This window comes from Oleidesulfovibrio alaskensis DSM 16109 (assembly GCF_000482745.1).
GTDB classification, from domain to species: domain Bacteria; phylum Desulfobacterota; class Desulfovibrionia; order Desulfovibrionales; family Desulfovibrionaceae; genus Oleidesulfovibrio; species Oleidesulfovibrio alaskensis.
The window spans coordinates 288059-313388 of the sequence record NZ_AXWQ01000004.1 but is presented as its reverse complement, the minus strand read 5'-3'; the positions used below and the strand labels follow the sequence as shown (position 1 = coordinate 313388).

Annotated in this window: 20 protein-coding genes and 1 riboswitch; of the genes, 16 read left to right on the top strand and 4 right to left on the bottom strand. The window is 58.6% G+C overall.

The window, feature by feature from the left end:
• The first annotated feature begins 118 nt into the window (after positions 1-118).
• The 4 genes from sucD (at position 119) to metE (ending at position 8381) form a co-directional block, all read left to right on the top strand.
• Positions 119-2221, top strand: a complete 2103-nt coding sequence (gene sucD / locus H586_RS0101650; RefSeq protein WP_027181205.1) for a succinate--CoA ligase subunit alpha — start codon at positions 119-121, stop codon at positions 2219-2221.
• A gap of 463 nt (positions 2222-2684) precedes the next feature.
• Positions 2685-4352 carry an indolepyruvate/phenylpyruvate decarboxylase gene (gene ipdC, locus H586_RS0101640; RefSeq protein WP_011368207.1) on the top strand — a complete coding sequence of 556 codons (1668 nt, stop codon included), beginning with the start codon at positions 2685-2687 and terminating at the stop codon, positions 4350-4352.
• A 112-nt stretch (positions 4353-4464) separates the two neighbouring features.
• Positions 4465-5676 carry a methyltransferase domain-containing protein gene (locus H586_RS17765; RefSeq protein WP_034618412.1) on the top strand — a complete coding sequence of 404 codons (1212 nt, stop codon included), beginning with the start codon at positions 4465-4467 and terminating at the stop codon, positions 5674-5676.
• A gap of 138 nt (positions 5677-5814) precedes the next feature.
• Positions 5815-5987, top strand: a riboswitch (cobalamin riboswitch).
• Positions 5988-6104: 117 nt separating this feature from the next.
• The gene (gene metE, locus H586_RS0101625; RefSeq protein WP_027181203.1) at positions 6105-8381 is read left to right on the top strand and encodes a 5-methyltetrahydropteroyltriglutamate--homocysteine S-methyltransferase; all 2277 of its coding nucleotides are present in this window, start codon (positions 6105-6107) and stop codon (positions 8379-8381) included.
• A 116-nt stretch (positions 8382-8497) separates the two neighbouring features.
• On the opposite strand, the gene H586_RS0101620 is transcribed toward metE, so the two are convergent.
• Entirely contained in the window at positions 8498-10201 is a 1704-nt protein-coding gene (locus H586_RS0101620; protein ID WP_027181202.1) for a glycosyltransferase family protein, read from the bottom strand.
• A 53-nt stretch (positions 10202-10254) separates the two neighbouring features.
• Between H586_RS0101620 and H586_RS0101615 the strand changes: the two genes are divergently transcribed.
• From H586_RS0101615 to H586_RS0101575, 9 genes are all read left to right on the top strand, one after another.
• Positions 10255-10878: an RlmE family RNA methyltransferase gene (locus tag H586_RS0101615; protein ID WP_027181201.1), complete on the top strand. Its 624-nt coding sequence runs from the start codon at positions 10255-10257 to the stop codon at positions 10876-10878.
• Positions 10879-11008: 130 nt separating this feature from the next.
• On the top strand, positions 11009-11755 hold the full coding sequence (locus tag H586_RS0101610) for a YebC/PmpR family DNA-binding transcriptional regulator (RefSeq protein WP_011368202.1): 747 nt from the start codon (positions 11009-11011) through the stop codon (positions 11753-11755).
• Between the two features lie 88 nt (positions 11756-11843).
• Positions 11844-12344 (top strand): crossover junction endodeoxyribonuclease RuvC, encoded by a 501-nt coding sequence (gene ruvC, locus H586_RS0101605; RefSeq protein WP_011368201.1) that lies wholly within the window; start codon positions 11844-11846, stop codon positions 12342-12344.
• A gap of 95 nt (positions 12345-12439) precedes the next feature.
• A complete protein-coding gene (gene ruvA / locus H586_RS0101600; RefSeq protein ID WP_011368200.1) occupies positions 12440-13045 on the top strand; it encodes a Holliday junction branch migration protein RuvA in 606 nt (201 codons plus the stop codon).
• Positions 13045-14007 (top strand): Holliday junction branch migration DNA helicase RuvB, encoded by a 963-nt coding sequence (ruvB, locus tag H586_RS0101595; protein ID WP_027181200.1) that lies wholly within the window; start codon positions 13045-13047, stop codon positions 14005-14007. The genes ruvA and ruvB overlap by 1 nt, the downstream gene beginning before the upstream one ends.
• A gap of 71 nt (positions 14008-14078) precedes the next feature.
• A complete protein-coding gene (thyX, locus tag H586_RS0101590) occupies positions 14079-14825 on the top strand; it encodes an FAD-dependent thymidylate synthase (protein WP_011368198.1) in 747 nt (248 codons plus the stop codon).
• Positions 14826-15154: 329 nt separating this feature from the next.
• A complete protein-coding gene (gene dnaA, locus H586_RS0101585) occupies positions 15155-16540 on the top strand; it encodes a chromosomal replication initiator protein DnaA (RefSeq protein ID WP_011368197.1) in 1386 nt (461 codons plus the stop codon).
• Positions 16541-16781: 241 nt separating this feature from the next.
• Positions 16782-17348, top strand: a complete 567-nt coding sequence (locus H586_RS0101580; RefSeq protein WP_027181199.1) for a helix-turn-helix domain-containing protein — start codon at positions 16782-16784, stop codon at positions 17346-17348.
• Positions 17349-17504: 156 nt separating this feature from the next.
• Positions 17505-19154 carry an AMP-binding protein gene (locus H586_RS0101575; RefSeq protein WP_027181198.1) on the top strand — a complete coding sequence of 550 codons (1650 nt, stop codon included), beginning with the start codon at positions 17505-17507 and terminating at the stop codon, positions 19152-19154.
• 346 nt (positions 19155-19500) lie between these two features.
• Here the strand turns inward: H586_RS0101575 and H586_RS0101570 are convergent, their stop codons facing one another.
• The gene (locus H586_RS0101570) at positions 19501-21681 is read right to left on the bottom strand and encodes a Tex family protein (RefSeq protein ID WP_027181197.1); all 2181 of its coding nucleotides are present in this window, start codon (positions 21679-21681) and stop codon (positions 19501-19503) included.
• Between the two features lie 166 nt (positions 21682-21847).
• Between H586_RS0101570 and H586_RS0101565 the strand changes: the two genes are divergently transcribed.
• Positions 21848-22087: a hypothetical protein gene (locus tag H586_RS0101565; RefSeq protein ID WP_011368193.1), complete on the top strand. Its 240-nt coding sequence runs from the start codon at positions 21848-21850 to the stop codon at positions 22085-22087.
• A 97-nt stretch (positions 22088-22184) separates the two neighbouring features.
• Here H586_RS0101565 and H586_RS0101560 read toward each other — a convergent pair whose 3' ends face one another.
• On the bottom strand, positions 22185-22646 hold the full coding sequence (locus tag H586_RS0101560; protein ID WP_027181196.1) for a hypothetical protein: 462 nt from the start codon (positions 22644-22646) through the stop codon (positions 22185-22187).
• Positions 22647-22913: 267 nt separating this feature from the next.
• Entirely contained in the window at positions 22914-23429 is a 516-nt protein-coding gene (gene tpx, locus H586_RS0101555; RefSeq protein WP_027181195.1) for a thiol peroxidase, read from the bottom strand.
• A 315-nt stretch (positions 23430-23744) separates the two neighbouring features.
• Between tpx and H586_RS0101550 the strand changes: the two genes are divergently transcribed.
• Positions 23745-24950, top strand: coding sequence for an ammonium transporter (locus H586_RS0101550; RefSeq protein ID WP_027181194.1), 1206 nt, complete (start codon positions 23745-23747; stop codon positions 24948-24950).
• Between the two features lie 15 nt (positions 24951-24965).
• Positions 24966-25304 carry a P-II family nitrogen regulator gene (locus tag H586_RS0101545; protein WP_011368189.1) on the top strand — a complete coding sequence of 113 codons (339 nt, stop codon included), beginning with the start codon at positions 24966-24968 and terminating at the stop codon, positions 25302-25304.
• Positions 25305-25330: the final 26 nt, after the last annotated feature.

Here is a 25330-nt window from a genome sequence, read left to right as displayed (position 1 = left end):
ATGTAAACCGACGACATTCAGGCCGTGTCCGCCATTGCGGGACGGCCTTTTTTTGCAGCTTCCGGCGGGCCGGATGCTGCCGAATTGCCGCCGCACCGGCGCCAGTGAAGGAGGATGCATGTTTCTGAATGAGCATATGAGCAAGGTGCTGTTTGCCGAAGCCGGAATAGATACCCCTGCGGGCGACTTGCTGACGCCCGGCCAGCTGGCGGAATATACTCCTGCCGTGTCCGCCCCGTGGTTTCTCAAGGCGCAGGTGCTTACCGGCGGAAGAGGCAAGGCCGGAGGCATACGCTGTGCCGCCACCCTGAAGGAGCTCAGAGAGACGGCTCAGGACATGTTCGCCATGGAAATCAAAGGACACAAGGTGCCCTTTCTGCGTATCGAATCCGCCACGGACATACGCAGAGAATGCTATCTTTCTTTTGTACTTTCGCGCGAACGGCGCGACCTGCTGCTTACCACCAGCAGAGCGGGCGGTATTCATGTGGAGAGTTCCACCGGTCAGCAGAAGCCGCTTGTGCAGCGGGTTCCGCTGGACAGCGGCCTGCGCGAGCATCATCTGCGTGCGGCTTTTTTTGAAATGGGAGTTGAAAAGGAGCACTGGGCCGGTTTCAAGGCCATGGCGGAAAAACTGTACAGGGCGGTAAGAGAGTACGGTCTGCTGCTGGCCGAGATCAACCCTCTTGTGCTTACCTGCGACGGCCGCTGGGTGGCACTGGACGGCAAGGTTGAGCTGGACGACAGTGTGGTGGACCTGCAGCCCGATCTCGAACGGTTCTATACGCCGGAACATCATTCGCGTGAAGAGAATCTGGCCCGCGAAGCCGGACTCAGCTATGTGGAGCTTAAAGGCTGGGTGGGGATTCTGGTCAACGGGGCCGGGCTGGCCATGGCCACAATGGACCTTCTTAATTTTTCCGGTCTGTCGGCGGCAAACTTCATGGATCTGGGCGGTGCGGCCGATGCGTCGCGTATGCGCCGCGCACTTGATCTGCTGTTTGAAAACCGCAATGTGCGCGCGGTGTTCATCAACCTGTTCGGGGGTATTGTTTCGTGCGCCGATGTGGCCCGCGCGCTTGTGGATGCACTGGAGGGCGGTGATGCGCCAAAGCCCATCGTGGTGCGTATGGCAGGCCACGAATCCGCAGAAGGGCGGGCGCTGCTGCATGACTTTGCTCATCCTTCGGTAACCATAGCACAGGAAATGCACGAAGCGCTGGACGCGCTGCGGTCCATGAAACCCGCAGATGTCCCCCGTATTGAATTTCCGTTGCCGCAGGAACCTGATCCGGTGCCGCAGCATAACGGGCAGGAAGCTGCCGCCTGTGTGCCGGTGTATAACGGCATGGGGCTGGACAGCAGCTCCGGCGTGCTGGTGCAGGGGCTCACAGGCCGCGTTGCCCAGCGGCATGCCGCCTTGATGATGGAATACGGCACGCGGGTTGTGGCGGGGGTCACTCCCTTTAAAGGCGGGCAGGAGGTGATGGGGATTCCGGTGTATGATTCCGTGCATGAGGCGTGCAGGCATCACCGTATTGATGCTTCCATCATTTTTGTACCGGCCGCATTTGCCCCCGATGCCGTGCTGGAGGCCGCAGCGGAAGAAATTCCGTGGGTTGTGTGCATTACTGAAGGAATACCTCAGGCGGCCATGCTGTCGGCTCTGAAAAATATCCAGCCGTCGCCCACTTGTGTGGTGGGGCCGAATACTCCGGGCATAGTGGTTCCGCATCAGCTTAAAATAGGTATCATGCCGGGTTATGTGTTCAGCCCCGGCCCTGTGGCGGTGTTTTCGCGTTCGGGCACGCTTACCTATGAGGCAGCTTCGCGCCTTTCCGCTGCGGGCATAGGGCAATCCGTATGCGTGGGGGTGGGCGGAGATTCGTTTGTGGGCACCGGCTTTGTGGACCTGTGCGAAAGAGTGCGCCACGATGCCGCCACCCGTGCGGTGCTGGTGCTGGGCGAAGTGGGCGGCAGGGCCGAAGAGGAACTGGCAGAATACGTACGCAGGACAGGTTTTTCCAAACCGGTGGTTTCATTTGTGGCGGCGCGTACTGCTCCTCCCGGCCGCAGGCTGGGGCATGCCGGAGCCATTCTGGACGAAACCACCGGCGGAGTGGAGGCTAAACTGCAGGCCATGCGCGAGGCCGGTTTTACCATCTGCCCTGATCTGGCAAGTCTGCCGCGCATTATGCGCGCTGTTCTTGACAGGGCATGACGGTGTGCAGCAGGTGTGCAACCTGTTGACGGCAGGTTGCCGCTCCGCAGGAGCGGAAATGACCGCACCGGATTTTTTGCGCTGAAAAAAGCACGCCGCAGGGGGATTGTAGAGCGGGCGCGCACGCGCTATGCTTTATGCAGGAAGGTGTGTGACACTGCAAAAAGATGGTTGTCCGGCCGCCTCGGGTAATCGGGGCTGCCGGTTGTGCCTGTGGGGTGTATGCGGGCGGATTCGTCAGGTGCCGGTTTTTCCGGTGCAGACGCGTTCTTTCTTTCTCCGCATTCCGTCAGCTGTGCGGCATGTGATATGCCGCTGCGGGCAGAGGCTCCGCTCTATGCGTGACCGCCGGTGTGCGGTGCTGCGGCGCTGCCGGATGTGACTTCTTTTTGCACAGGGTGTCCGCCTGCTTATATCTGCGTACCGAACCTGCGCACCGAATGCGTACCGAGGAGCAAATCATATGAATCTGACCGAAGCGTTGCTGCATGCTCTCAAAGAGCGTGGCGCCAAAGAAGTGTACGGCATTCCGGGCGACTTTGCCCTGCCGTATTTCAAGATAATCGAATCCACGGGTATTCTGCCGCTTGTCACGCTGAGCCACGAGCCCGCCGTGGGGTTTGCCGCCGACGCATCCGCCCGCTTCAGAGGCGGTCTGGGGGTGGCCGCAGTGACATACGGAGCCGGCGCATTGAACATGGTTAACGCCATAGCGCAGGCATATGCGGAAAAGTCGCCTGTGGTTGTCATTTCCGGCGCGCCGGGAACCCACGAAGGCGGACATGGGCTGCTGCTGCACCATCAGGCGAAGCATCTTGACTCGCAGTACCGCATGTACAAAGAAGTCACCTGCGATCAGGCGGTGCTGGACGATCCGGCCACTGCGCCTGAAACCATAGCCCGTGTGCTGCAGAGCTGTATTGAACATTCCCGCCCTGTGTATCTTGAGATTCCGCGTGATCTGCCTGCGGCACCGTGTGCGCCTGTGCCTGCTTTTGCTGCTTCCGGCACGGATGCGGACGCCGTGGACGCCTGCGCCCGCGACGTGCTGCAGCGCGTGCAGAGCGCCGCGCTGCCCATGATGATGGTGGGGGTTGAGGTGCGGCGTTACGGCATAGAAGACAAAGTGGCTCTGCTGGCCGAGCGGCTGGGGGTGCCTGTGGTGACCAGCTTTATGGGACGCGGGTTGCTAGCTTCGGCCAGCTGTCTGGAAGGAACCTATCTGGGCATGGCCGGTGACGAGACACTCAGCGAGGCTGTGGAATCTTCCGACGGGCTTCTGCTGCTGGGTGTTATCATGTCGGATACCAATTTCGGCGTGTCCGGAAGCCAGCTGGACCGCAGGCGTGTGATGCATGCGGAGGACAGACAGGTGCGTGTCGGCTACCATGTGTATCATGACATTCCGCTGGGAGCGCTGGTGGACCGTCTGCTGGCATTGCTGGATGACGGACAGGAAGCTGACATGGCTCTTTCGGGCTGCGGCGGTTCTTCTGACGACAGGGCATTGCAGGGGGCGGGACTCGCTGTGAATCCGCGGGGTTTCATGGCAGATGCCGCAGATATCACTCCCACGGATATAGCCGCGCTGCTTAATGATTTTTTTGCCTCGCACGGAGCAATGCCCGTTGCCAGCGATATAGGCGACTGCCTGTTCACCATGCTGAGCGTGGATGCCATTCCCATGGTGGCACCGGGGTATTATGCCAGCATGGGCTTCGGGGTGCCGGCGGGCATGGGGCTGCAGATAACGACAAAGGAGCGTTCGCTCATTCTGGTGGGCGACGGCGCTTTTCAGATGACCGGTATGGAACTGGGCAACTGCACGCGGCTGGGTATCGATCCCATCGTGCTGGTGTTTAATAATTCGTCGTGGGAAATGCTGCATGTCTTCCAGCCCGAGACAGCATACAGCAATCTGGGCGAATGGGATTTTGCCGCGGTGGCTGACGGTCTGGGCGGACGGGGGCACAGGGCCGCCACCCGTGCCGAGCTTGCACGTGCGCTGACACAGGCCCATGCCGAACGCGGACGTTTTCAGCTGATTGACGCCCGTCTGGCTCCGCATAGTCTGTCCCCCACGCTGGCCCGTTTTGTGGAAGGTGTGCGCAGATTCAGTTCGGGGCAATAAGCTGTTGTAATTATCAGATGGCGGCTCCGCGCCCGTGCGGAGCCGCTTTGTCAAACCGCCTGTATGCGGTTTCAACCTTGAACCCAACTCAGGGTGAGCAAAGAAGGAGTATATGCATGTAACGGATAACACGCTGGCAACCATTGAATTCACCCTTTGCTGGAACTGCGACCTTGCCTGCCACACCGAGCGCTACTGGGCGCGCAGGGTCAACTTCTGGCGCGATATTTTTCCGCCCCGCATGCGTGAGGCTCTGGAGGGCTGCCGCACCGGAGACAGCATATTGCTGAAATACGCTCCCGGAGAGGCATTGCCGTCATATAACCCCGCCTACGTCTATTCTGTTCCGCACAATTCTTTCCGTTCCCGGTGCGTACCCGGATATCATCCGGTTCCCCGTGCCGGACGCTATTTCCCGCTGATGTTTTTTGCCTGTCTGCCGGGTGTTTTCGGAGGAGACATGCGCCCTGCCCGTATTGTGCGCATGGATTCGCGCTGCATGGTGGTCGATGCCAACCATCCGCTGGCCGGAAGAGCCTTCAGCATGGAGGCGCGTATTCTTGATCTTGCTGAAAAGACAGGGGAAACAGGCGGGCGCCTGACACACTGGCTGGAAGCTGTGGCGGACGGCGGTCCGGGTATTCAGGCGCGCATCAGCGGTGAACCTGTTGAGGTGCTGTCCGACCCGCATGCGTTCATGCGTTGCGATCAGGTGGACGACCGCGCTTTTTACGATGTGCCGCGCAGTGTGGACCATATAGACGCGCAGGCTTGCGCCCATCTGCGCGATGAAATAGCCCGCGTTGTTCCGCGTGGGGGCCGCGTGCTGGACCTCATGACGGGATGGCGTACCCATCTGCCCGCAGGGCATGCCGCTCATGTGACAGGACTGGGACTGGGCGAGGCGGAAATAAATGACAACCCCGTGCTGGATGAGCGCATTATGCATGACCTTAATGCCGATCCGCAGCTGCCTTTGCCGTCAGCGTCTTATGATGCCGTCATCTGCACACTTTCGGTCGAGTACCTTTTGCAGCCCGTGGCCGTATTGCGCGAAGCCGTGCGGGTGCTCAGGCCCGGCGGTATCATTGTGCTGGCAGTTTCTGACAGGTGGTTCCCCGGCAGAACAATACGCATCTGGCCGGAGCTGCATGAGTTTGAGCGGGCGGGGTTGATGGTGGACTTGCTGCAGGCGGCGGGCGGTCTGGAATCGTTCCGCACGGTGAGTGTACGCAACTGGCCGCGTCCGGCCGATGACCGGCATGCAGGCCGGATGGCGCTCAGCGATCCTGTGCACGTTGTTTCGGCAGTGCGCACGGCGTGATCTGCATGCGCAGCGCTTCAGTATAATTTGCTTTCTATGTTTTCCGGTTGTTTTTCAGCCCGCCGTAACGGCGGGCTTTTTTGCGGCATTGTACACGCAGCACAATAAACTGGTTGCGTTTATCTTTATATTTGAATATTGATGAATCTTGATATTGTGATGTTTTGTGTATGGAAACGGAATGCGGTGCAAATCCGCAGCGGACGCGCCACTGTAACCGGCAAGCCCGGCCGACGTCACTGCCGCAGAGGCGGGAAGACCAGGTCATATGGGGCCGGAAGCCAGGAGACGACCATGCACAAGAGCACGGCAGTCTCGCGATTGGGCTGACACGTACCGGCGGCAGGTTGCTTGCCTGACCGCTGATGCATCCAGAGCTTGAATGTCGTTGCTCCTTTGATTCAACACCATAAAAGGAGTGACAGAGCATGATTATTCACAACCTGGGATTTCCCCGCATAGGCGCTTCGCGTGAGCTCAAGTTCGCGCTGGAGTCGTACTGGGCAGAACGCACCGGTGAAGATGCGCTGCAGTCCGTGGCCGCCGGTTTGCGGCAGCGGAACCTGCAGTGGCAGCACAAGCTGGACTATGTGCCTGTGGGCGATTTTTCGCTGTATGATCAGGTGCTGGATATGAGTTTTACCCTCGGCAATGTGCCTGAGCGTGTAAAAAATCTGCCCGGCGGCGATACGGAGGCGTATTTCAGGGTGGCCCGCGGTCGGGCTTCGGCCGGAGACACGCACACTGTACATGCGGGCGAGATGACCAAATGGTTTGATACCAACTACCACTATATTGTACCGGAATTCACCGCGCAGAGCCGTTTCCGGCTGGATGCAGACCGGCTGACCGGCCAGCTGAAAGAAGCTGCCCGCAGCGGGGTGCAGGCCAAGCCCGTGATTATCGGGCCTGTGACGTACCTGTGGCTGGGCAAGTCCAAAGACGGTTCGGACCGGCTGGCGCTGCTGGAAAAGTTGCTGCCGGTTTACAGAGAGCTGCTTGAAACTCTGGCGCAGAACGGTGCCGGATGGGTGCAGGTGGATGAACCTGTGCTGGTGACCGAGCTGGAAAAGCCGTGGCTTGATGCGCTGACTGATGCCTACCGCTATCTTGCCGGCACGCCGGTCAGTATTTTGCTGGCCACCTATTTCGGCACATTGCAGGGCAATCTCGAAACCCTTGCCGCGCTGCCCGTGGCCGGAGTCCATGTGGATGCCGTGCGCGGCAGGGATGAAGTAGAGCGTCTTGTGGCCGCACTGCCCGGTGAAACTGTTGTTTCGCTTGGTGTCATTGACGGCAGAAACGTCTGGAAGACCGATCTTGCGGCGCTGCTGGACTGGCTGGAACCTGTGGCAGGACAGCTTCAGGACAGGCTCTGGCTGGCTCCTTCGTGTTCGCTGCTGCATGTGCCGGTAGACCTTGCCGCAGAAGACGCAATGGACAGTGAAGTGCGTTCATGGCTGGCGTTTGCGCTGCAAAAGCTGGAAGAACTGCACACGCTGGGAACAGCCCTGCGCAGCGGAAGAAACGCCGTTGCCGAAGAGCTGGCCCGTAACGCGCGCAGCATCGCTTCCCGCCGCGGTTCGGAGCGGGTGCGCAATGAAGCTGTACGCGCCAGGGTGGCATCGTTGTCCGGTCAGGCGGGAGACCGCAGCCAGCCCTATGAGCAGCGTTCTCTTGTGCAGCGCCGGATGCTGCAACTGCCGCTTTTTCCCACAACGACCATAGGCTCGTTTCCGCAGACGGCGGAGATTCGTGCCGTAAGACAGCAATACCGCAAGGGCGAGCTTTCACTTCAGGAATATGAAGAAGCCATGCGTGCCAACATCAGACATGTGGTGGCGCGGCAGGAAGAGCTTGGGCTGGATGTGCTTGTTCATGGCGAGGCCGAACGCAACGACATGGTGGAATATTTCGGCGAGCAGCTTTCCGGATACGTCTTCAGCCGTTTCGGCTGGGTGCAGTCCTACGGCTCACGCTGCGTCAAGCCACCCATCCTGTACGGCGATATCGAGCGGCCTGCTCCCATGACGGTGAAATGGATAACCTATGCCGCTTCGCTGACCGGAAAGCCGGTGAAGGGTATGCTGACAGGGCCGGTGACCATGCTTAACTGGTCGTTCGTGCGCGATGATCAGCCCCGCGAGGATACCTGCCGTCAGCTTGCCGCGGCCATCCGCGATGAAGTGCTTGATCTTGAGAAGGCAGGTGTGGGCATCATTCAGATAGATGAAGCGGCTCTGCGCGAAGGAATGCCCCTGCGCCGCCCGGAATGGGCGGAATATCTGCGCTGGGCCGTGGAGTCCTTCCGTCTGGCGGCCAACGGCGTGGAGGCGCGGACGCAGGTGCATACGCACATGTGCTATTCGCAGTTCAACGATATCATCGAATCCATCGCCGCCATGGATGCTGATGTCATCACCATCGAGACTTCGCGTTCGGATATGGGGCTGCTCGATGTTTTCGAGCATTTCAGCTACCCCAACGAAATAGGTCCGGGGGTGTATGACATTCATTCGCCCAACGTGCCTGATGTGGAATCGATGGTGGAATTGCTGTGCAAAGCCGCCCGCCGCATTCCCCCTCAGCGCCTGTGGGTAAACCCTGATTGCGGGCTGAAGACCAGAGCATGGCCCGAGACCGTGGCCGCGCTGGAAAATATGGTGGAAGCAGCACGCAGGCTGCGTACCATGTTTGCCGCCTGACAGCCGCCTGAAGGTTTTGCAGTGCGTCGTGTATAAAATGCAATCCGGCAGACCCGCGGGTCTGCCGGATTTTTACGGTCCGGCTGTTGCTGCATGCTGTAAACGGTGCACAGCTGTCACCGGCAGCCGCAGGCTTCCAGCAGCGCGGCAATGCGGTGATGGTATGTGTGACGGGCCAGTATGTGGCTGTGCCACGCCCGTGCAACCTGACGACGCCATGCGTGGTCATGCAGCACCCGGCCGAACAGTTCTGGAATTTCTCCGGCAGTGCGGAAGGAGGATTCGCATACAAGTTCCCGTGGAAAAATTTCCAGACCGGGGGTGTTGTCTGTCAGGCAGAAACCGCCCGCAGCCCATACGTCGAAGTTGCGCTGGGTAAGCCCTGCGGGCAGCAGCATGCTGGTCAGGTTGAGTGTGGCGGCGGCACGGGCATACAGATGCGGCAGAACGGTATAGTAATCCACGGGCGGATGCACGGCGGTGCCCTGCGGCAGCAGGCTCTGCCAGCCGTCATCGCCGAAAACTGTCAACGCTGAGCCGGGTATGGCCGCGCAGGCTGTCAGACAGGCGGTACGCCAGCGGCGGGCGCATTCCTCGGCGGCAAGTCCGGCGGAGCGTACTTCATGCGAGGGCCACAACGGGCTTGTGCGCAGTGTTGCGCACCACCAGTCAAAGTCGGGGCGCTCGCCGTGGCGCAGCATTTCATCCGCCTGCTGCATGGCTGCGTGCGGGTACCGGCATCCGGCAAAAAAGCGTTCCCTGTCGGGAAAGGCGGATCGTCCGGCAAAGATGAGCATATGCTCCAGACCGTCCGGTAGAGCGCCGCACGACTTTGCAGGCGGCAGCTGCGCCGCCTGTACCCGTGCCGGGTCAAACAGTTCTGCCATGGTTGCCAGCGGCAGGTGCTGTACATGGCGCGCCCCGTGCTCCTGCAGAGGACGGCAGAAAGAACTGTCGGTCACAAACAGTCTGACCTGCTTCCAGAAAGGGCTCCGGATGCCGGACACAAGGTGCCACGGATTGTCAACGCACCAGACTGCCACCGGTACGCCTGCCGCATCCAGCAGGTTGAACCGCTCGCCCCATGTGTCCAGCCCCTTGAAGTTGACGCACAGAAAAAGAGCCGGGCTGCAGTGGCGCAGGGCCGCGGGCAGAGCGTGCCCGTCGTCCGGGGATATGCATTGAACCTGCAGTCCGGCACCGGTAAGGGCGTGGTGCAGTTCAAGTACAAGCAGGTCGCTGCGCGATCCGGCCAGCAGCACGGTATCTTTTTCACAGCGGGCGGATGTACTGGATGCGCGCCGCATATGCTCCAGCCGTGCCGCTGCAAGGGCTTTGCCCCAGTAACCGGGAAAAAGGCGCGCGTTCTGCCTGTAGGCGACAATGCTGCCGCCCTGCCGCACGTGATTCCGCACCAGCTGTGCCAGTCTGTCACTTTCTGCGGCAGGCGCAGAGTCATCGGAGCCGCAGCCCGTGCCGTCGTATGGCGGCGGGGCATCCGGTGTGCTGTTTTGCCAGTGACGCGGTATGGCCTCGTGCCACGATGCGGGCATTTGACTTGCGAAATCCGTGCATTCGACATAGGAAACATACCCCCCGCTGTCATGACCGCCGGTGGCGCTGGTCTGCCGGCGCGCCAGTGCGTCAGCCAGCGCGGCCGCCTGAGCCGGAAAAGGGCCCAGGCCCAGCACCAGAACATTTTTTGTGCCGGTGAGTGTTTCATACGACTGCCCGCCGTCGGGCAGGGTCTGCGTCGTGCCGTTCCAGTTGCGCACGGTAATGCGGGGCGGACGAAAGCTGGTTGTGCGGCGTACAGTCATGAGCGGCCTTGGCGTTCGGGGCACTTTCGGATACAAGTGCCGCAGGTGAAGCAATGAAAAAATATCGTGACCATTATTTTCTGAAGGCCAAACGGGAGAATTATCCCGCGCGGTCTGTCTATAAGCTGAAAGAAATAGATAAACGCTTCGGCATCTTGAAGCAAGGCATGCGTGTGCTCGATCTTGGCGCGGCCCCCGGGTCATGGTCGCTTGGCGCGGCGGAAAAAATCGGACCTTCGGGCAGGGTGCTGGCTGCCGACATCCAGACCACAGAGACTGTTTTTCCGTCCAATGTCACGTTTATGCAGGAAGATGTCTTCGAGCGTTCTGCAGAATTCGAGCAGGCGCTGTCCGAGACCGGTCCTTTTGACGTCGTCATAAGTGATATGGCTCCTAAAACCACGGGCCACAAGTTCACCGATCAGGCCAGATCGTCCAATCTGTGCTTTGAAGCGCTTGCGGTTGCCTCACTTCATCTCGTAGAAGGCGGCAGCTTTGTGGTCAAGATTTTCATGGGACCGGATGTAGAAGCGTATGTGAAGCAGATGCGTACGCTGTTTACCGCTGTTAAGTCGTTCAAGCCCAAAAGCTCGCGCTCCGAGAGTAAGGAAACCTTTTATATCGGACTGGGGTTTAAAGGGCTGCCGGAGTTTTCTGAACAAGAGGGCGAAGACTGAAAGGTCTTTTTCGCAGAACAGTTTTGCAATGACCGGAGCGCGCTGCGGCGCGCTGACTGGGGGCTGCCGCTGTGCCTGACACGGCGGGGTGCTCCGGTGGCTGCCGGCATTGCCTTTTTAAGGAGGAAGTATGGCCGGACATAGTAAATGGAAAAACATCCAGCACCGCAAGGGACGTCAGGACGCCAAAAAATCCAAGGCGTTCACCAAGGTTGCCAAAGAAATAATCATCGCCGCCAAAGGCGGGGGTGATCCGGTGGCCAACAGCCGTCTGCGTGCGGCCATTGCCGCGGCTAAAGCGGTGAACCTGCCCAAGGACAAAATTGAGACCGCCATCAAGAAGGGTACCGGCGAACTGGCCGGCGGAGATATTTTTGAACTGGTGTACGAAGGCTACGGCCCCGGCGGCATTGCTTTTCTGATTGAAGTGGCCACCGACAATAAAAACCGTACCGTGGCTGAAGTGCGCCACATCCTGACCAAATCCGGCGGCTCCATGGGCGAGGCCGGCTGTGTGGGCTGGATGTTTGACAAAAAGGGCGTGCTGACTTTTCCCAAGGAAGCCTATTCCGAAGACCAGCTGATGGAAATCGGGCTGGAAGCCGGTTGCGATGACGTCATCGATGAAGGCGACAGCTGGGCGGTGCATGTGGATCCTTCTTCTTTTGAAGATGTGAAGGCCGCTTTTGAGCAGGCCGGAGTGACCGCGGAATCGGTGGAACTGGCCAGCGTGCCGCAGAACACCATCGAAGTGGATGCGGAAACCGGCAAGAAACTGCTGCGTCTGGTGGATGCGCTGGAAGAGAACGACGACGTACAGAACGTGTTTGCCAACTTCGACCTGCCTGATGAAGTGCTGGCCGAAATGGAAGACTAGCCTTTACGGCCGGCCGGAACTCTGTTCCGGCCGGCTTGTTCCGCCGGCATGGCGGGGCAGGGCAGACATACAAGGCGGCCGGAGCGCAATGACAACGCAGGGTATAACGGTGCTGGGCATAGACCCGGGGTCGAGAACAACGGGCTGGGGTATCGTGCGCGAGGTTTCCGGCGTGCTGACGCTGGTGGATTGCGGTGCGGTGCGCCCCCGGGGCGATGAATTTTCTGACAGGCTCGGCGCTATTTATCACGGGCTGCATGAGGTGATTGCCCGGCATATGCCGGACGAAGCATCGGTTGAAAATGTCTTTACCGCCAAAAATGCCGCTTCTGCTCTTAAACTGGGACAGGCGCGGGGTGCGGCAGTGGCTGCCTGCGCTGCACATCACCTGCCTGTAGCAAGCTATGCTCCCACAGAAATAAAAAAAACAATTGTGGGAGTGGGCCGTGCCGAAAAAGAGCAGGTCAGCTTTATGGTGGCCCGCCTGCTGGGCGTGAAAGGCGACTGGGGTCCGGATACGGGCGACGCGCTGGCCGCGGCCATCTGTCATCTGAATATGCGCAGATTGCGCAGGCTGGCCGCGGGGTAACTTCTGCCTGCCGCTGTGAACCCGGCGCGCAATGCGGACAGCGGCCTTTTATTCTCTGTTCCGTTGATGTACAACCCTACTTCAGGAAATCTGCCATGATTGCATATATTGAAGGGCGAGTGGCCGAAGTGACCGAGCAGAGCTGTGTGGTGGTTACGCAGGGCGGGGTGGGGTACGAAGTGCATCTGCCTTCGCATCTGCTTGCGCGGCTGCCTGAACAGGGCGCGGCGGTTTCTTTTTACATCCACACGGTGGTGCGCGAAGACGCGCTGGAACTGTACGGATTTTCCGGATGGGATGAGCGGCAGACGTTTCTTGTGCTTATTTCCATTTCCAAAGTGGGGGCCAAGACGGCTCTTGCCGTGCTTTCTCTGTACCGGCCCGACGACCTGCGGCGCATTGTTGCCGACGATGATGTGACGGCGCTTACGCGGGTTTCCGGCATCGGCAAAAAAAGCGCCCAGCACATTCTGCTGGAACTGAAATACAAGCTTAAAGTGGAATCGCTGCCTGCTTCGGCCGGTCTGGCCGCCGGTGTGCCGGGCAGTGTGCTGCGCGATGCCGTTCAGGCACTGGGCAATCTCGGTTATGCCGAAGAAGAAGCCGCCCCCGTGCTGAAAAACATTCTGAAGCAGGATCCCGATCTGGATGTGAGCGAAGCGTTGCGTGCGGCGCTTAAAGCGCTTGCAAAGGCGAGATGATGATGGAACAGGAATGTGTTGATGATTCGATCCGCCCGAGAACGCTGGATGATTTTATCGGGCAGGAAGACCTGCGCGCCAACCTGCGGGTGTATCTGCAGGCGGCCCGGGGCCGCGGGCAGGCCATGGACCATACGCTGTTCTACGGCAACCCCGGTCTGGGCAAAACAACTCTGGCCCAGATCATGGCCTCCGAGATGGGCGTCAATATGGTGTGCACTTCCGGACCGGTGCTTGAGCGCAGCGGCGATCTGGCAGCCATTCTGACCAATCTGGGCAAAGGTGATCTGCTTTTTGTGGATGAAATTCACAGAATGCCCGTGGCCGTGGAAGAGGTTCTGTATCCGGCCATGGAGGACTTCAAGCTTGATCTGGTCATCGGACAGGGGCCGGGTGCACGCACCGTCAAGATTGACCTTGAGCCCTTTACTCTGGTAGGAGCCACAACCCGCATCGGACTGCTCTCCTCTCCGCTGCGCGACCGTTTCGGAATCATCAGCCGGCTTGAATTTTACACTCCGGCGGAGCTGGCCTGCATAGTCAAACGTACGGCAGGCATAATGGGTGTATCCCTTACAGAAGACGGCGCGGTGGAAATAGGGCGCAGATCGCGGGGCACCCCCCGCATAGCCAACAGGCTGCTGCGCAGGGTGCGCGATTTCGCTTCGGTGCAGAATTCTGCCGCAGTCACCGCCGCGCTTGCCTCTGACGCTCTGGCACGCATGGATGTGGACGAGCTGGGGCTGGATCAGATGGACCGCAAGCTGCTTTCGGTGCTTATCGAACACTTTGCAGGGGGGCCTGTGGGCGTTAAAACGCTTGCCGTGGCCTGTTCCGAAGAGGTTCGCACCATTGAAGATATTTATGAGCCGTATCTTATCCAGTGCGGCTTTCTTAAACGCACGCCCCGCGGACGCATGGCCACGGCCAAAGCGTATCGCCATATGAATCTGCTTGCGTAATAACAAGACCACCCGCCTCCGGGCGGGTGCACTGATTTCCCCCGCGGGAAGCCAGACCGGATGGATGTAGTATGCCCAGTAAAGAATGCCGAGTGGAGCTGTTGGCCCATACCCCCGAACCTCTGTCGCTCATCTATGCGGCATTCAGACAATGTTATCATGCCGGTTTTGCAGGCGATATGTGGCAGCGGCTGGTGGCCGGCGACATTGACAGGCAGAAACAGGCCGATTTCATTTCTCAGGTGCTTGAATCCGGCCACGCGAGCCCCATTGAGCATGTCAGCTTTACCTTTGCTGTAGAGGGCGTTTCCCGCGCTTTGACGCACCAGCTGGTGCGTCACCGGCTTGCCTCTTATTCGCAGCAGAGCCAGCGGTATGTGGATGGAAGTAACTTCGAGTATATACTGCCGCCCGCCATTGCCCGTAATCAGGCAGCACGGGCACGTTTCGAGGCCTTTATGGCCGAAGTGGGCAGTGCCTACCGCGATTTGAAGCAGATTCTGGAGCAGGACGGACGCAAAGGGGCCAAGGCCAATGAGGACGCCCGCTTTGTCCTGCCGCAGGCTGCCGAGAGCAAAATAGTGCTGACCATGAACTGCAGAGTGCTTCTCCACTTTTTTGAAGAGCGCTGCTGTTCCCGTGCGCAGTGGGAAATCCGCCATATGGCCGATATGATGCTGGAGCGCTGCCGTGGCGCGCTTCCGGTCATTTTCCGCCACGCCGGAGCCAAATGTGTGCGTCTGGGCTATTGTCCCGAAGGAGAACGCTTCACCTGCGGCAGGTATCCGCTGCGTGATGCGGGGCGCGGTCAGCCCTGATTCCGAACTGTCGTACATGGCGATTTCTTTTCGCCAGTTCTCAAAAACGCCAAAATAAGAAGTTTTATTAAGCAAAACGCAGAAAATCGTTCTGTGTCTTGTGGAAAACTTTTTCCACAAGCTGTGGATTGTGGTGTGGAAGCCGTGTGGAAATGCTTGCTGGGCATAGCCTCGCAGGGATCAGCGTCATCCGCCATGTTTCTGTTTTTGTCTGGAACTACAGTGTGTTGAGGCGTACCGTCACTTGGGAAAAACTCGTCGCCGGACTCGTGCCGATGTCCGGTTTTCGATCCTTGCAGCAACCTTAGATAGAACGTAATCAACCCGTCATGATAAACGCTTGGGCGCAAATTGAACATACTCTCCGCGACAATCTGAATCCGGGCCTTTTTAAGGTCTGGATCAAACCGCTTGCTGCAGAGCAGGCCGGTGACTCTCTTCGTCTTGTCGCGCCCAATGCCTTCGTTGCCAGCTGGGTCCGCGACAGGCTAATGAACGAAATCGAAAAAGCCGCTGCCTCTGTGCTTGGCAGTGTGCCCACCATTACCGTTGTATCCGGTGAAGAGCCCGCCGCCGCCCCCAGACCGGTGCAGGTGCCCGCGCAGAAGCGTCCGGCAGCTGCCAGAACCAGCGGTGCCGAGCAGATGGGGCTGCCCCTGCATTATGCGTCCCGTTCTGCGGACAGCATCAAATGGATGCACAGTTTTGATGAATTTGTTGTGGGGCCAAGCAACCAGATGGCCTTTGCGGCGTCACAGGATATCTGCCAGCAGTCTTTCCGCAGCGACACTCTTTTTCTCAGTTCCGACCCCGGGCTCGGAAAAACACACCTTCTGCATGCCGTGGGGCAGCAGCTTTGCAATATCAGCAACCGTACCCTGCCCCGTGTGGAGTATCTGACAGCGGAAGAATTTGCCACGCGGCTTATCTGTGCGCTGAAAGCAAAGGAAGTGGACCGCTTTAAAGCCCGTTACCGCGATGTGGATGTGCTGCTGCTTGAAGATGTCCACTTTCTTCAGGGCAAACAGCGCATGCAGGACGAAGTGCTTTCCACCGTGAAGGCTTTGCAGTCGCGCGGGGCCAAGGTGCTGTTTTCCAGCTCGTTTGCACCCAAAGACCTGAATGACCTTGATTCGCAGCTCACCTCGCGTTTCTGTTCAGGATTGCTGGCCGTCATTGAAAAGCCGACATTTGAAACCCGCAAACAGATTCTGCGCGAAAAAGCCCGCCTGCACCATGTGCAGCTGCCCGAACAGGTGGCTGATCTGCTGGCAGACAATATCCGCGCCGATGTGCGTCAGATAGAAAGCTGCCTGCGTAACCTGCTGCTCAAGGCGCGGTTGCTCAACCAGCAGATAACCATGGACATGGCGTGGGAGATTATCGGCCACTACGCCAAGCGCGAAGCGGTGCTTGATATTGATGCCATCGTGCGTCAGATATGCAGCGGGTTTGATATTTCCAAAGAGCAGCTGCAGTCCAGAAGCCGCCGCCGCGAGCTTGTCATAGCGCGCAACACGGCGTTCTTTCTTGCCCGCAAGCATACCGACCTTTCGCTGGAAGAAATCGGTAAGCGTTTCAACCGCAAGCATTCCACGGTTATCAAAGGTATAGCCAACATAGAGCGTGAAATGAATAAGGAAACACCGCTGGGCAGACAGGTGGTGAACGCTGTAAATATGGTGGAACGCAACGGACGAATTATTCACCCCTGACCAGAGTCGGGGCGTGGCCGCTTTATGCGGCGCCGGTTGCAGATAACAAGCAGCTTCAAGGCACGAACCGCTCCGGTTCGTGCCTTTTTTGCATCCTGCGCAGGGCCGCTGCTGCAACTGTGAATACGCCGGTAATTTGGCGCTTGCGCCTGCGGGTGAATCCGCGGTAGAGCGTTTGTTTCGATAATGAATGTGCTGCTGGCGCCGTGTAGCGCTGCAGACTTGAAAAAAGGAGAAAAGAATGAGCAGCGATGCTTTTTCTCAGCCGTACAGGGAAATTGCCCCGCGCCTGCTGGGACTCAGGGATGCTGTAGGCTTTTCTGCAGAGGAGCTTGCGCAGAAAGTGGGTGTGACGTCGCAGGTTGTTGAGCGCTACGAAAGCGGAGAGGTTGAGATTCCTGTCAGTTATCTTACCGATGTCGCAAGAGCCTGCGGAGTTGATCTGACGGCGCTTGTGTCGGGCGGCGACGCTCACCTGCACGATTTTACGCTGGTGCGCAAAGGGGAAGGGCTGGCTGTGGAACGCCGCAAGGACTACGACTACCGTAATCTTGCTTCGCGTATGACAGGCCGTCGTATGGAGCCTTTTATGGTACGGGTGCCGCCTAAAGCCGAAAGCGACCTTTCGTGGAATGAACACAGCGGTCAGGAATTCATCTATATGCTGGAAGGCAGGCTTGAAATATGGCTTGAGTCCAAACGCAACGTGCTGGAACCGGGCGATTCCATCTATTTCGAGTCGAGGATTCCGCATGCTCTGCGTGCTCTTGACGGCGCCGACGCCGTGTTTCTGGATGTGATTAGCTAGTTTCCATTCGGCCGGAATCAGTGCCGTGTGTGCTGCTGTCCGGTGCGGGATGCCGCTGCGAATGGAAACAGGCCGCAAGGCTCATAGTACAGGCAACCGGCCTGCAGAGCAGGCAGTCACAACAGAACAGTATAAGAGAACAGAGGAAATCAGGCGATGAAGAAGATAGTCAGTGCCAGCTACGAAGATTTTTGCAGAGATTTTACCCTGAATGTGCCCGCAAATTTCAACTTTGCGTTTGATGTGCTGGACAGACTGGCCTCTGAACGGGGTGATGATGTTGCCGTGGTGCATGTGGATGATGCCGGCGTCCGGCGCGACTACACCTTCGGGTGGTTGCACGGTCAGTCCTGCCGCATGGCCAATGCGCTGAAACAGCGCGGTCTGCGCAAGGGCGACCGTGTGATGCTTATCCTGTACCGCAGCATCGAGTTCTGGGTAAGCATGCTGGCGTTACATCGTCTGGGCGCCGTGCCCGTGCCTTCGCCCGCGCAGCTGATGCCCAAGGATATTGTTTTTCGTGTCAACCGCGCCAACATCCGCGGTATGATAGTTGAATCATCGCTGACAGGCCGTATAGAAGAAGCCCGTCCTCAGACGGAAACGCTTGATGTGCTGGTGCAGTCCGGCAAAGGCTGTCTGCCCGCGGGCTGGAGCGACTTCCATGATATGGTGCAGCAGGCATCGGCTGATTTTCCCCGACCTGCCGCTCCGGCTGAAAATGCCGGAGGCGATGATCCGCTGCTGATTTTCTTTTCATCCGGCACCACCGGAATGCCCAAGATGGTGGAACACAACCATCTGTACCCGCTGGGACATTATATGACCGGTGCCTACTGGCACGACCTGGAACCCGGAGACCTGCACCTGACTCTTGCCGACACAGGCTGGGGCAAGGCGCTGTGGGGCAAGTTCTACGGCCAGTGGATGGCCGGTGCCGCTGTTTTCGTTTATGATTTTCGCGGCAAGTTTGTGCCGGCAGAGCTTTTGCGCATCATGGCCGAAAACAGGATAACCACCTTCTGCGCACCGCCCACGGTGTATCGTTTTCTGGTGCGCGAAGACCTTTCGCAGTGCGACCTTTCCTGCCTGCGCCACTGCACCACAGCCGGTGAATTGCTGAACGAAAGCGTTTACGCCGACTGGCTGGCAGCCACCGGACTGCCCATTTATGAAGGCTACGGACAGACGGAAACCACTCTGCAGGTGGCCACGTTCCGCAACATGCAGCCCAAGCCCGGCTCCATCGGCAGACCGGTGCCCGGCTGGGATGTGGTGCTGATGGATGCCGGCGGTAATATGTGTCCCGCCGGTGAAGAGGGCGAGATATGTGTCCGCGTGGCCGAAGGCGCTCCTGTGGGGCTTTTCAAGGGGTATCTGGACGAGCCGGAAAAAACGGCGTCGGTGATGTTTGACGGCTACTACCATACCGGCGACAAGGCATGGATGGACGAGGACGGATATCTGTGGTTTCTGGGCCGCGTGGATGACCTCATAAAGAGCTCCGGCTACCGTATCGGCCCGTTCGAAGTTGAGTCGGCGCTTGTTTCCCATCCTGCAGTTATTGAAGCTGCGGTTACCGGCGTGCCCGACCCTCTGCGCGGGCAGGCGGTTAAAGCCACAGTGGTGCTGGCCGGCGGTTATGAAGCCGGTGAAGCCCTGACTAAAGAGTTGCAGAACCATGTTAAAAAGGTGACTGCACCGTATAAGTATCCGCGTATCATAGATTATGTGGACGAATTGCCCAAAACCATAAGCGGCAAGATCAAGCGGGCTGAAATACGCCAGCGTGACGAACAGGCCTGATACCGCTGCAGGGCTGGGCCTGAAGCGGCGTGCCGCTGTCTATCCGGAGCGGTGTGCTGCTGTCTATCCGGAGCGGTGTGCTGCTGTTCACCGGAGCGGCGTACTGTTGTTTCCGGGACCGGTGCAGCCCTGCGTGTCTGCCTGCGGCGGGGAATGCCGCCGGATGTGCGCAATATGGATTGATACGGCACCTGCATCCGCTGATTGCGGCGTATGACCGGTGCAGACGGTACAGCCCGCGGGTGCGTCACCCCGCTGACAACCTGCACAAGGTATGCATAACAAAAAGCGCCCCGCGGCAGAAAAGCCGCGGGGCGCTGTTGTGTTATGCCGCTGCAGTCTGCTGTCAGACGGACTGTTTCATGCTCAGGCTGATACGCCTGCGCTTATGATCAACTTCAAGCACCCGCACCTGCACCTGCTGACGCACCCTGACAACCTCTGCAGGATCACGGACAAACTTGTCTGCCAGCTGGCTTATATGCACCAGTCCGTCCTGATGTACGCCTATATCCACAAACGCACCGAAAGCGGTCACATTGGTGACCACGCCCGGCAGCACCATGCCTTCCTGCAGATCATCCAGAGTATGCACATCGGCGTAGCGGAACAGCTCGAAGGCCGGTCTGGGGTCACGTCCGGGTTTTGCCAGCTCGTTCACAATATCCAGCAATGTGGGCAGCCCCGTGGTGTCTGTGACATACGCTTCGGGGCGGATGGCCCCGCGCAGCCCCGCATCGGCAATGAGGCTGGCGACGGTGGTGCCGGCGTCTGCAGCCATGCGTTCCACAACGGGGTAGCTTTCGGGGTGCACCGCTGTGGCGTCCAGCGGGTTGCCGTCGTGCAGGGCCGTGCCTATGCGCAGAAACCCCGCTGCCTGTTCAAATGCCTTCGGTCCCAGCCGGGGCACTTTCAGCAGCTGGCTGCGGCTTTTGAACGGACCGTTCTGAGTGCGGTAAGCCACAATGCCGCTGGCAAGAGCCGGCCCGAGACCGGACACATAGGCAAGCAGTTCCGCGCTTGCTGTATTGAGTTCCACGCCGACATGGTTCACGCAGGACATGACGGTATCATCCAGAGCCTGTTTCAGCGCGGTCTGGTTCACATCATGTTGATACTGCCCCACGCCGATGGCTTTGGGGTCGATTTTTACCAGTTCGGCCAGCGGGTCCATGAGTCTGCGCCCGATTGAAACCGCTCCGCGGACTGTGACATCGTGGTCGGGAAATTCCCTGCGGGCCGTTTCCGAGGCGGAGTAGACAGAGGCGCCTGCCTCGTCCACCATGACAACGGCAATATGGTCTGCCAGCCCCAGTCCCTTGACAAAAGTCTCTGTTTCGCGTCCGGCTGTACCGTTGCCTATGGCAATGGCCTCTATGCCGAACTGTTCCGCCATGCGCCGTACAGCCGACGCGGCTTCCTGCGCTTTACCCGTTCCGGTATGCGGATAAATTGTCTGGTGATGCAGCAGGGCGCCCTGCTCATCCAGACACACGGTTTTGACCCCTGTGCGGAAGCCCGGATCCATGGCCAGCACACGTTTTTGCCCCAGCGGTGGTGCCAGCATCAGGTCCCGCAAGTTGGCGGCGAATACCCTGATGGCCTGATCTTCAGCCTGTTCACGGAAAAAATGCATGGTTTCTGTTTCCAGCGCGGGAATCAGCAGACGCTTCCATGCGTCTTCAACAGCCAGTACCACATTGCCGCTGTCGGTTTCCTCAGATCCCTGCATGTGCAGCGGAACCTGTTTTTTCAGAAAACGGCGTTTGAGCAGGGTCAGCGCAGCCGTGTCGTCAGGGCGCAGCCGTACCGTCAGCACACCTTCACGCTCACCGCGCAGCAGGGCCAGAATGCGGTGGCCCGCAGCCTTGGCCGCAGGTTCCGACCAGGCAAACCAGTCACGGAATTTGGCGCCTTCCTCTTCTTTCCCTTTGCTTACGGCGGAGCTTATTATGCCTTTTTCGCGGAACAGCTGCCGGAGGGCCTGCCGCGCTGCAGTATCTTCGCTTATCCGTTCGGCCACTATGTCTCTGGCTCCTGCCAGGGCGGATGCGGAATCGGGCACTGCTGTCTCTTTGGGGGTGCCGTCCGGAGTGATAAATGCAAGTGCATCGTCGTGCACTCTGCGTCCGCGCTGCTGCATCAGCAGGTCTGCCAGCGGTTCCAGTCCGCGTTCCCGCGCCATCTGTGCACGGGTGCGGCGTTTGGGCTTGTACGGCAGGTATACGTCTTCCAGCGCGGTCATGGTGGCGGCCTGCATAACCGCACCGTGCAGTTCGGCAGTCAGCAGGTCGCGTTCCTGCAACGAGGCAATGACCGCTTCGCGACGTTTGTCCAGAGCGCGCAGTCTGGTCATGCCGTCGCGTATGGCGGTGATGACGGTTTCATCCAGCCCGCCGGTGGCTTCCTTGCGGTAACGGCTGATGAAGGGCACTGTGGCTCCTTCGTCCAGCAGGGCTGCGGCTGCGGTGATGCCGGAGCGCGGAACGCCGAGTTCCGCGGAGAGGATTTGTATATGCTGCGACATGAATTTCTCTGTGGTTACGGGTTGTATCTGGGTGCTGGACATGGCGCCGCTGATGTCTATTATGTAAGTGTGTGTTTACTGTTTTTCGGGCAGAACCGCCGTGCAGGTCCGGATCCGGTCTGATTGTGCGCGGTGTCTGCAGTCCATGTCCAAGGAGGTGCTTACCATGTCGACGCAAAGCGCAACGACCCTGCCGCTGCTCCTTATAGAGGGGGAGCTTGCCCGGCTGGCCGGTGACACGCAACTGCGGTATGAAGAAAACGGCGGAGCCAAGGACATCTTTGTAAACGATGAATGGTCAGCCAGAGCCAGTCTGTTTCCCGGAATGGACTGGGAACTGGAGTGCGGGGGCTGTACATACGGTGTAATTGCCGAGGAAGCCGGCCTGCGGGTTGAAAAAAGATAACCGTGCCGGCAGCGCGGCTGCGTGACTGAACTGTACGGGCCGCCGCAGCCACGGCGGCCCTTGCCTGCTGTGTACGCCGGAATCCGTGTTGCTGTTACTAGCGTGCAGATGCCTCTTGTGTTGTCTGCTGTCTTTGTTCCAGCCTGCTGCGGAAATAAACCCCCAGCATGTTGCCCACCGCGTCAGAGGCGGATGACTGCATGCCCAGCGCGTGCAGGTCTTCCGCTATCTGCTTTTCCATTTTTTCCGATTCCATAAACATCAGATAGACAAGGCACAGGGTGGCCTCATTGTCTTTTTTGCCGTCACACAGCATCTGGAGCTGTTTTTCTTCAACTGTTTCCAGCAGGCGGTCTGCAAACATGGCGGCCCATTTTTCATAAATAGTGTCGGGAATGGTGGGCACCAGCCCCGATACCTGCCGTGCCGCACGCTGATCCACTGCGGGCAGGGTTACGCTCATGAATTCTTCCAGCGCTTCCTGACGGCTGCTGTGGTCGCGGTCAAGACGGCTGAGCACCGTGGTAATGATATGCGTTCGTATATGTTCCGTGGTCACGGGCGGCTCCTTTGGGCTGACTATGTGCAGTCCGCAACCTAGCGCAGGAGAGGGCGGCGGGCAAGTGTGACAGAAGGACGCGCTGCGCGGCCGTGCTGCGGGCGGCGGCGTTTTTTCAGTCAGAGGGGCCGGATGCTGTTTTCATGCGGCTGCAGGGCGAGATGCTTGCGGGGCATACCGTGGTGGCATGGGTTCTGAGGCGACAAATGTCAGGTGTGGACGTATTGAAAAAAAAGGGCGGCCTGCAGGCCGCCCTTCATGGTCCGGTTACAATGCCGCTTTGGCGGCTGCAATGGCAGCTTCGTAGTCGGGTTCCGAAGTGACTTCAGGCACTATCTGCTGATAGGTGATGACGCCATCGCGGTTGACGACGAAAACTGCTCTTGCCAGCAGGCGCAGTTCTTTTATGACCACGCCGTATGCATTACCGAAAGCAAGATCTTTGTGGTCGGAAAGCGTTTCCACGGCATCAATGCCGGCGGCGCCGCACCAGCGGGCCTGCGCAAAGGGCAGGTCGGCGCTCACCGTCAGCACCTTCACGTCATCGCCGAGGTTGGCTGCCTCCTGATTGAACCTGCGGGTTTCCACATCGCATACGGGGGTGTCGAGCGAAGGCACCGAACTGAGGATAAGTACCTTTCCTTTATAGTATGCCAGTGTGCGGGGCGAAAGATCATTGGCAAGCACTGTAAAGTCGGGGGCTTTGCCGCCTTTTTCCACAGGGGTTCCCTGCAGGGTGAGGCCGTTGCCTTTAAACGTGATGATTCCGGTACGTTCGTTCATAGTGGATCTCCTTTGGAGAGAGGTCTTGAATTATTAGGAACTACTCTCATAACACACGAGTGCTGCTATGGGAATGGGCGCAGACAAAAAACTTACCTCGGTAAGTATCTTTTGTTGTTTTAACAAAATTGTGTTTATTGATTTGTAAAAAATAACAAATATGTATAAAATATGTGCTTTTGCCATGCCGCGCGGATGAGCTGGCTTTCGTAACCTGCAATGATTGCGAAAAAAACTTCTTCTGGCCTGCTGCTTGCTTTCTTCCGGCTAACGGCAGGGGATTGCAATTTTTTGTTTTTACTTCAGGAGGAGTCTATGAACGCGGCAGATACCGCTTTCATTCTTGTCTGTTCGGCTCTGGTGATGTTTATGACACCGGGGCTGGCGTTGTTTTACGGGGGGCTTGTCAGATCGCGCAATGTGCTCAGCACCACCATGCACAGCGTGGCGTTGCTCGGCATTGCCTCGCTTGTCTGGTGGGCAGTGGGGTATTCTCTGGCGTTCGGCAGTGACCACGGGGGCATTATCGGCGGGCTGGAGTATCTTTTTCTGCATAACGTAGGCACGGAACCGGGTCCTGTCGATAATCTGCCGCATCTGCTGTTCATGGTTTTTCAGTGCATGTTTGCCGTTATCACACCGGCGCTGATTTCGGGTGCCTATGCCGAGCGTATCCGTTTCGGGGCGATGGTGCTGTTTTCTGTTTTATGGCTTGTGCTGGTGTATGCGCCCATGGCGCACTGGGTTTGGGGCGGCGGATGGATGGCCCGGCTGGGTGCGCTTGATTTTGCCGGGGGGGCCGTGGTGCATATGAGCTCTGCCGCTGCTGCGCTGGCGGCTGCCAATGTGCTGGGACTGCGCCGCGGATATGGGCGCGAGGCATTTATTCCGCACAATCTGCCCATGACAGTACTGGGAGCAGGTATTCTGTGGTTCGGCTGGTTCGGTTTTAACGCCGGAAGCGCGCTGGCGGCCAACGGCGCGGCAGCCAATGCATTTGTAACCACACATCTTGCCGCGGCTGCGGCTCTGGTGGGCTGGCTTGCCGTGGAAAAACTGCATGGCGGCAGAGCAACCACTCTTGGTGCGGCTTCGGGAGCCGTGGCGGGACTGGTTGCCATTACTCCCGCGGCAGGGTTTGTCACACCGGCTTCAGCGGTGTTCATCGGGCTGGCCGGCGGAGTGCTGTGCTACGGCGGTGTGTTTCTCAAGCACAAGCTGCGTTATGATGACGCTCTTGATGTGGTGGGGATTCATGGTATTGGGGGCACGTGGGGCGCGCTGGCAACCGGAATTTTTGCCGATGCCGCCGTGGGCGGGGCAGACGGTCTGCTGCACGGCAACGCATATCAGCTCTGGGTGCAGTTTGTCTCGGTTGTGGCTACATGGCTGTTTTGCTATGTTGCCAGCTGGTTGCTTTTCAAGGCTGTCGATGCGGTCATGGGACTCAGGGTCTCCGGTGAAGCCGAGCTTGCCGGTCTTGATGTGAGTGAACACAACGAAACCGCCTACCAGATGTAAAGGCAGGGACTCAGTATGAAAAAAGTTGAAATCATCATCAGGCCCTTCAAGCTGGATGAGGTGAAAGAAAGTCTTACCGAGCTTGATATCAAAGGCATGACCGTTTCCGAGGTCAAAGGCTTCGGCAGGCAGCGCGGCCACAAGGAAGTTTACCGCGGTGCGGAGTATCAGGTTGATTTCATGCCCAAGGCCAAGATTGAGGTCGTGGTGGAAGACGATCAGGTGCAGAGTGTGGTGGAAACAGTAATGAAAGCCGCACGGACGGGGAAAGTCGGCGACGGCAAGATATTCATCATTCCCGTGGATGACGTGGTGCGCATCCGGACGGGAGAGACCGGAACCGGCGCTGTCTGATCTGTCTGCATCCTGAAAAGCAACCT

Bases quoted from the DNA above. Each gene is read 5' to 3' on its own strand.
- tpx (WP_027181195.1), bottom strand. From the start codon at position 23,429: ATGAACGAACGTACCGGAATCATCACGTTTAAAGGCAACGGCCTCACC.
- H586_RS0101610 (WP_011368202.1), top strand. From the start codon at position 11,009: ATGGCCGGACATAGTAAATGGAAAAACATCCAGCACCGCAAGGGACGT.
- ruvA (WP_011368200.1), top strand. From the start codon at position 12,440: ATGATTGCATATATTGAAGGGCGAGTGGCCGAAGTGACCGAGCAGAGC.
- sucD (WP_027181205.1), top strand. From the start codon at position 119: ATGTTTCTGAATGAGCATATGAGCAAGGTGCTGTTTGCCGAAGCCGGA.
- H586_RS0101565 (WP_011368193.1), top strand. From the start codon at position 21,848: ATGTCGACGCAAAGCGCAACGACCCTGCCGCTGCTCCTTATAGAGGGG.
- H586_RS0101570 (WP_027181197.1), bottom strand. From the start codon at position 21,681: ATGTCGCAGCATATACAAATCCTCTCCGCGGAACTCGGCGTTCCGCGC.
- thyX (WP_011368198.1), top strand. From the start codon at position 14,079: ATGCCCAGTAAAGAATGCCGAGTGGAGCTGTTGGCCCATACCCCCGAA.
- H586_RS0101545 (WP_011368189.1), top strand. From the start codon at position 24,966: ATGAAAAAAGTTGAAATCATCATCAGGCCCTTCAAGCTGGATGAGGTG.
- H586_RS0101620 (WP_027181202.1), bottom strand. From the start codon at position 10,201: ATGACTGTACGCCGCACAACCAGCTTTCGTCCGCCCCGCATTACCGTG.
- ipdC (WP_011368207.1), top strand. From the start codon at position 2,685: ATGAATCTGACCGAAGCGTTGCTGCATGCTCTCAAAGAGCGTGGCGCC.
- H586_RS0101580 (WP_027181199.1), top strand. From the start codon at position 16,782: ATGAGCAGCGATGCTTTTTCTCAGCCGTACAGGGAAATTGCCCCGCGC.
- dnaA (WP_011368197.1), top strand. From the start codon at position 15,155: ATGATAAACGCTTGGGCGCAAATTGAACATACTCTCCGCGACAATCTG.
- metE (WP_027181203.1), top strand. From the start codon at position 6,105: ATGATTATTCACAACCTGGGATTTCCCCGCATAGGCGCTTCGCGTGAG.
- ruvC (WP_011368201.1), top strand. From the start codon at position 11,844: ATGACAACGCAGGGTATAACGGTGCTGGGCATAGACCCGGGGTCGAGA.
- H586_RS0101575 (WP_027181198.1), top strand. From the start codon at position 17,505: ATGAAGAAGATAGTCAGTGCCAGCTACGAAGATTTTTGCAGAGATTTT.
- H586_RS0101550 (WP_027181194.1), top strand. From the start codon at position 23,745: ATGAACGCGGCAGATACCGCTTTCATTCTTGTCTGTTCGGCTCTGGTG.
- H586_RS17765 (WP_034618412.1), top strand. From the start codon at position 4,465: ATGCATGTAACGGATAACACGCTGGCAACCATTGAATTCACCCTTTGC.
- ruvB (WP_027181200.1), top strand. From the start codon at position 13,045: ATGATGGAACAGGAATGTGTTGATGATTCGATCCGCCCGAGAACGCTG.
- H586_RS0101615 (WP_027181201.1), top strand. From the start codon at position 10,255: ATGAAAAAATATCGTGACCATTATTTTCTGAAGGCCAAACGGGAGAAT.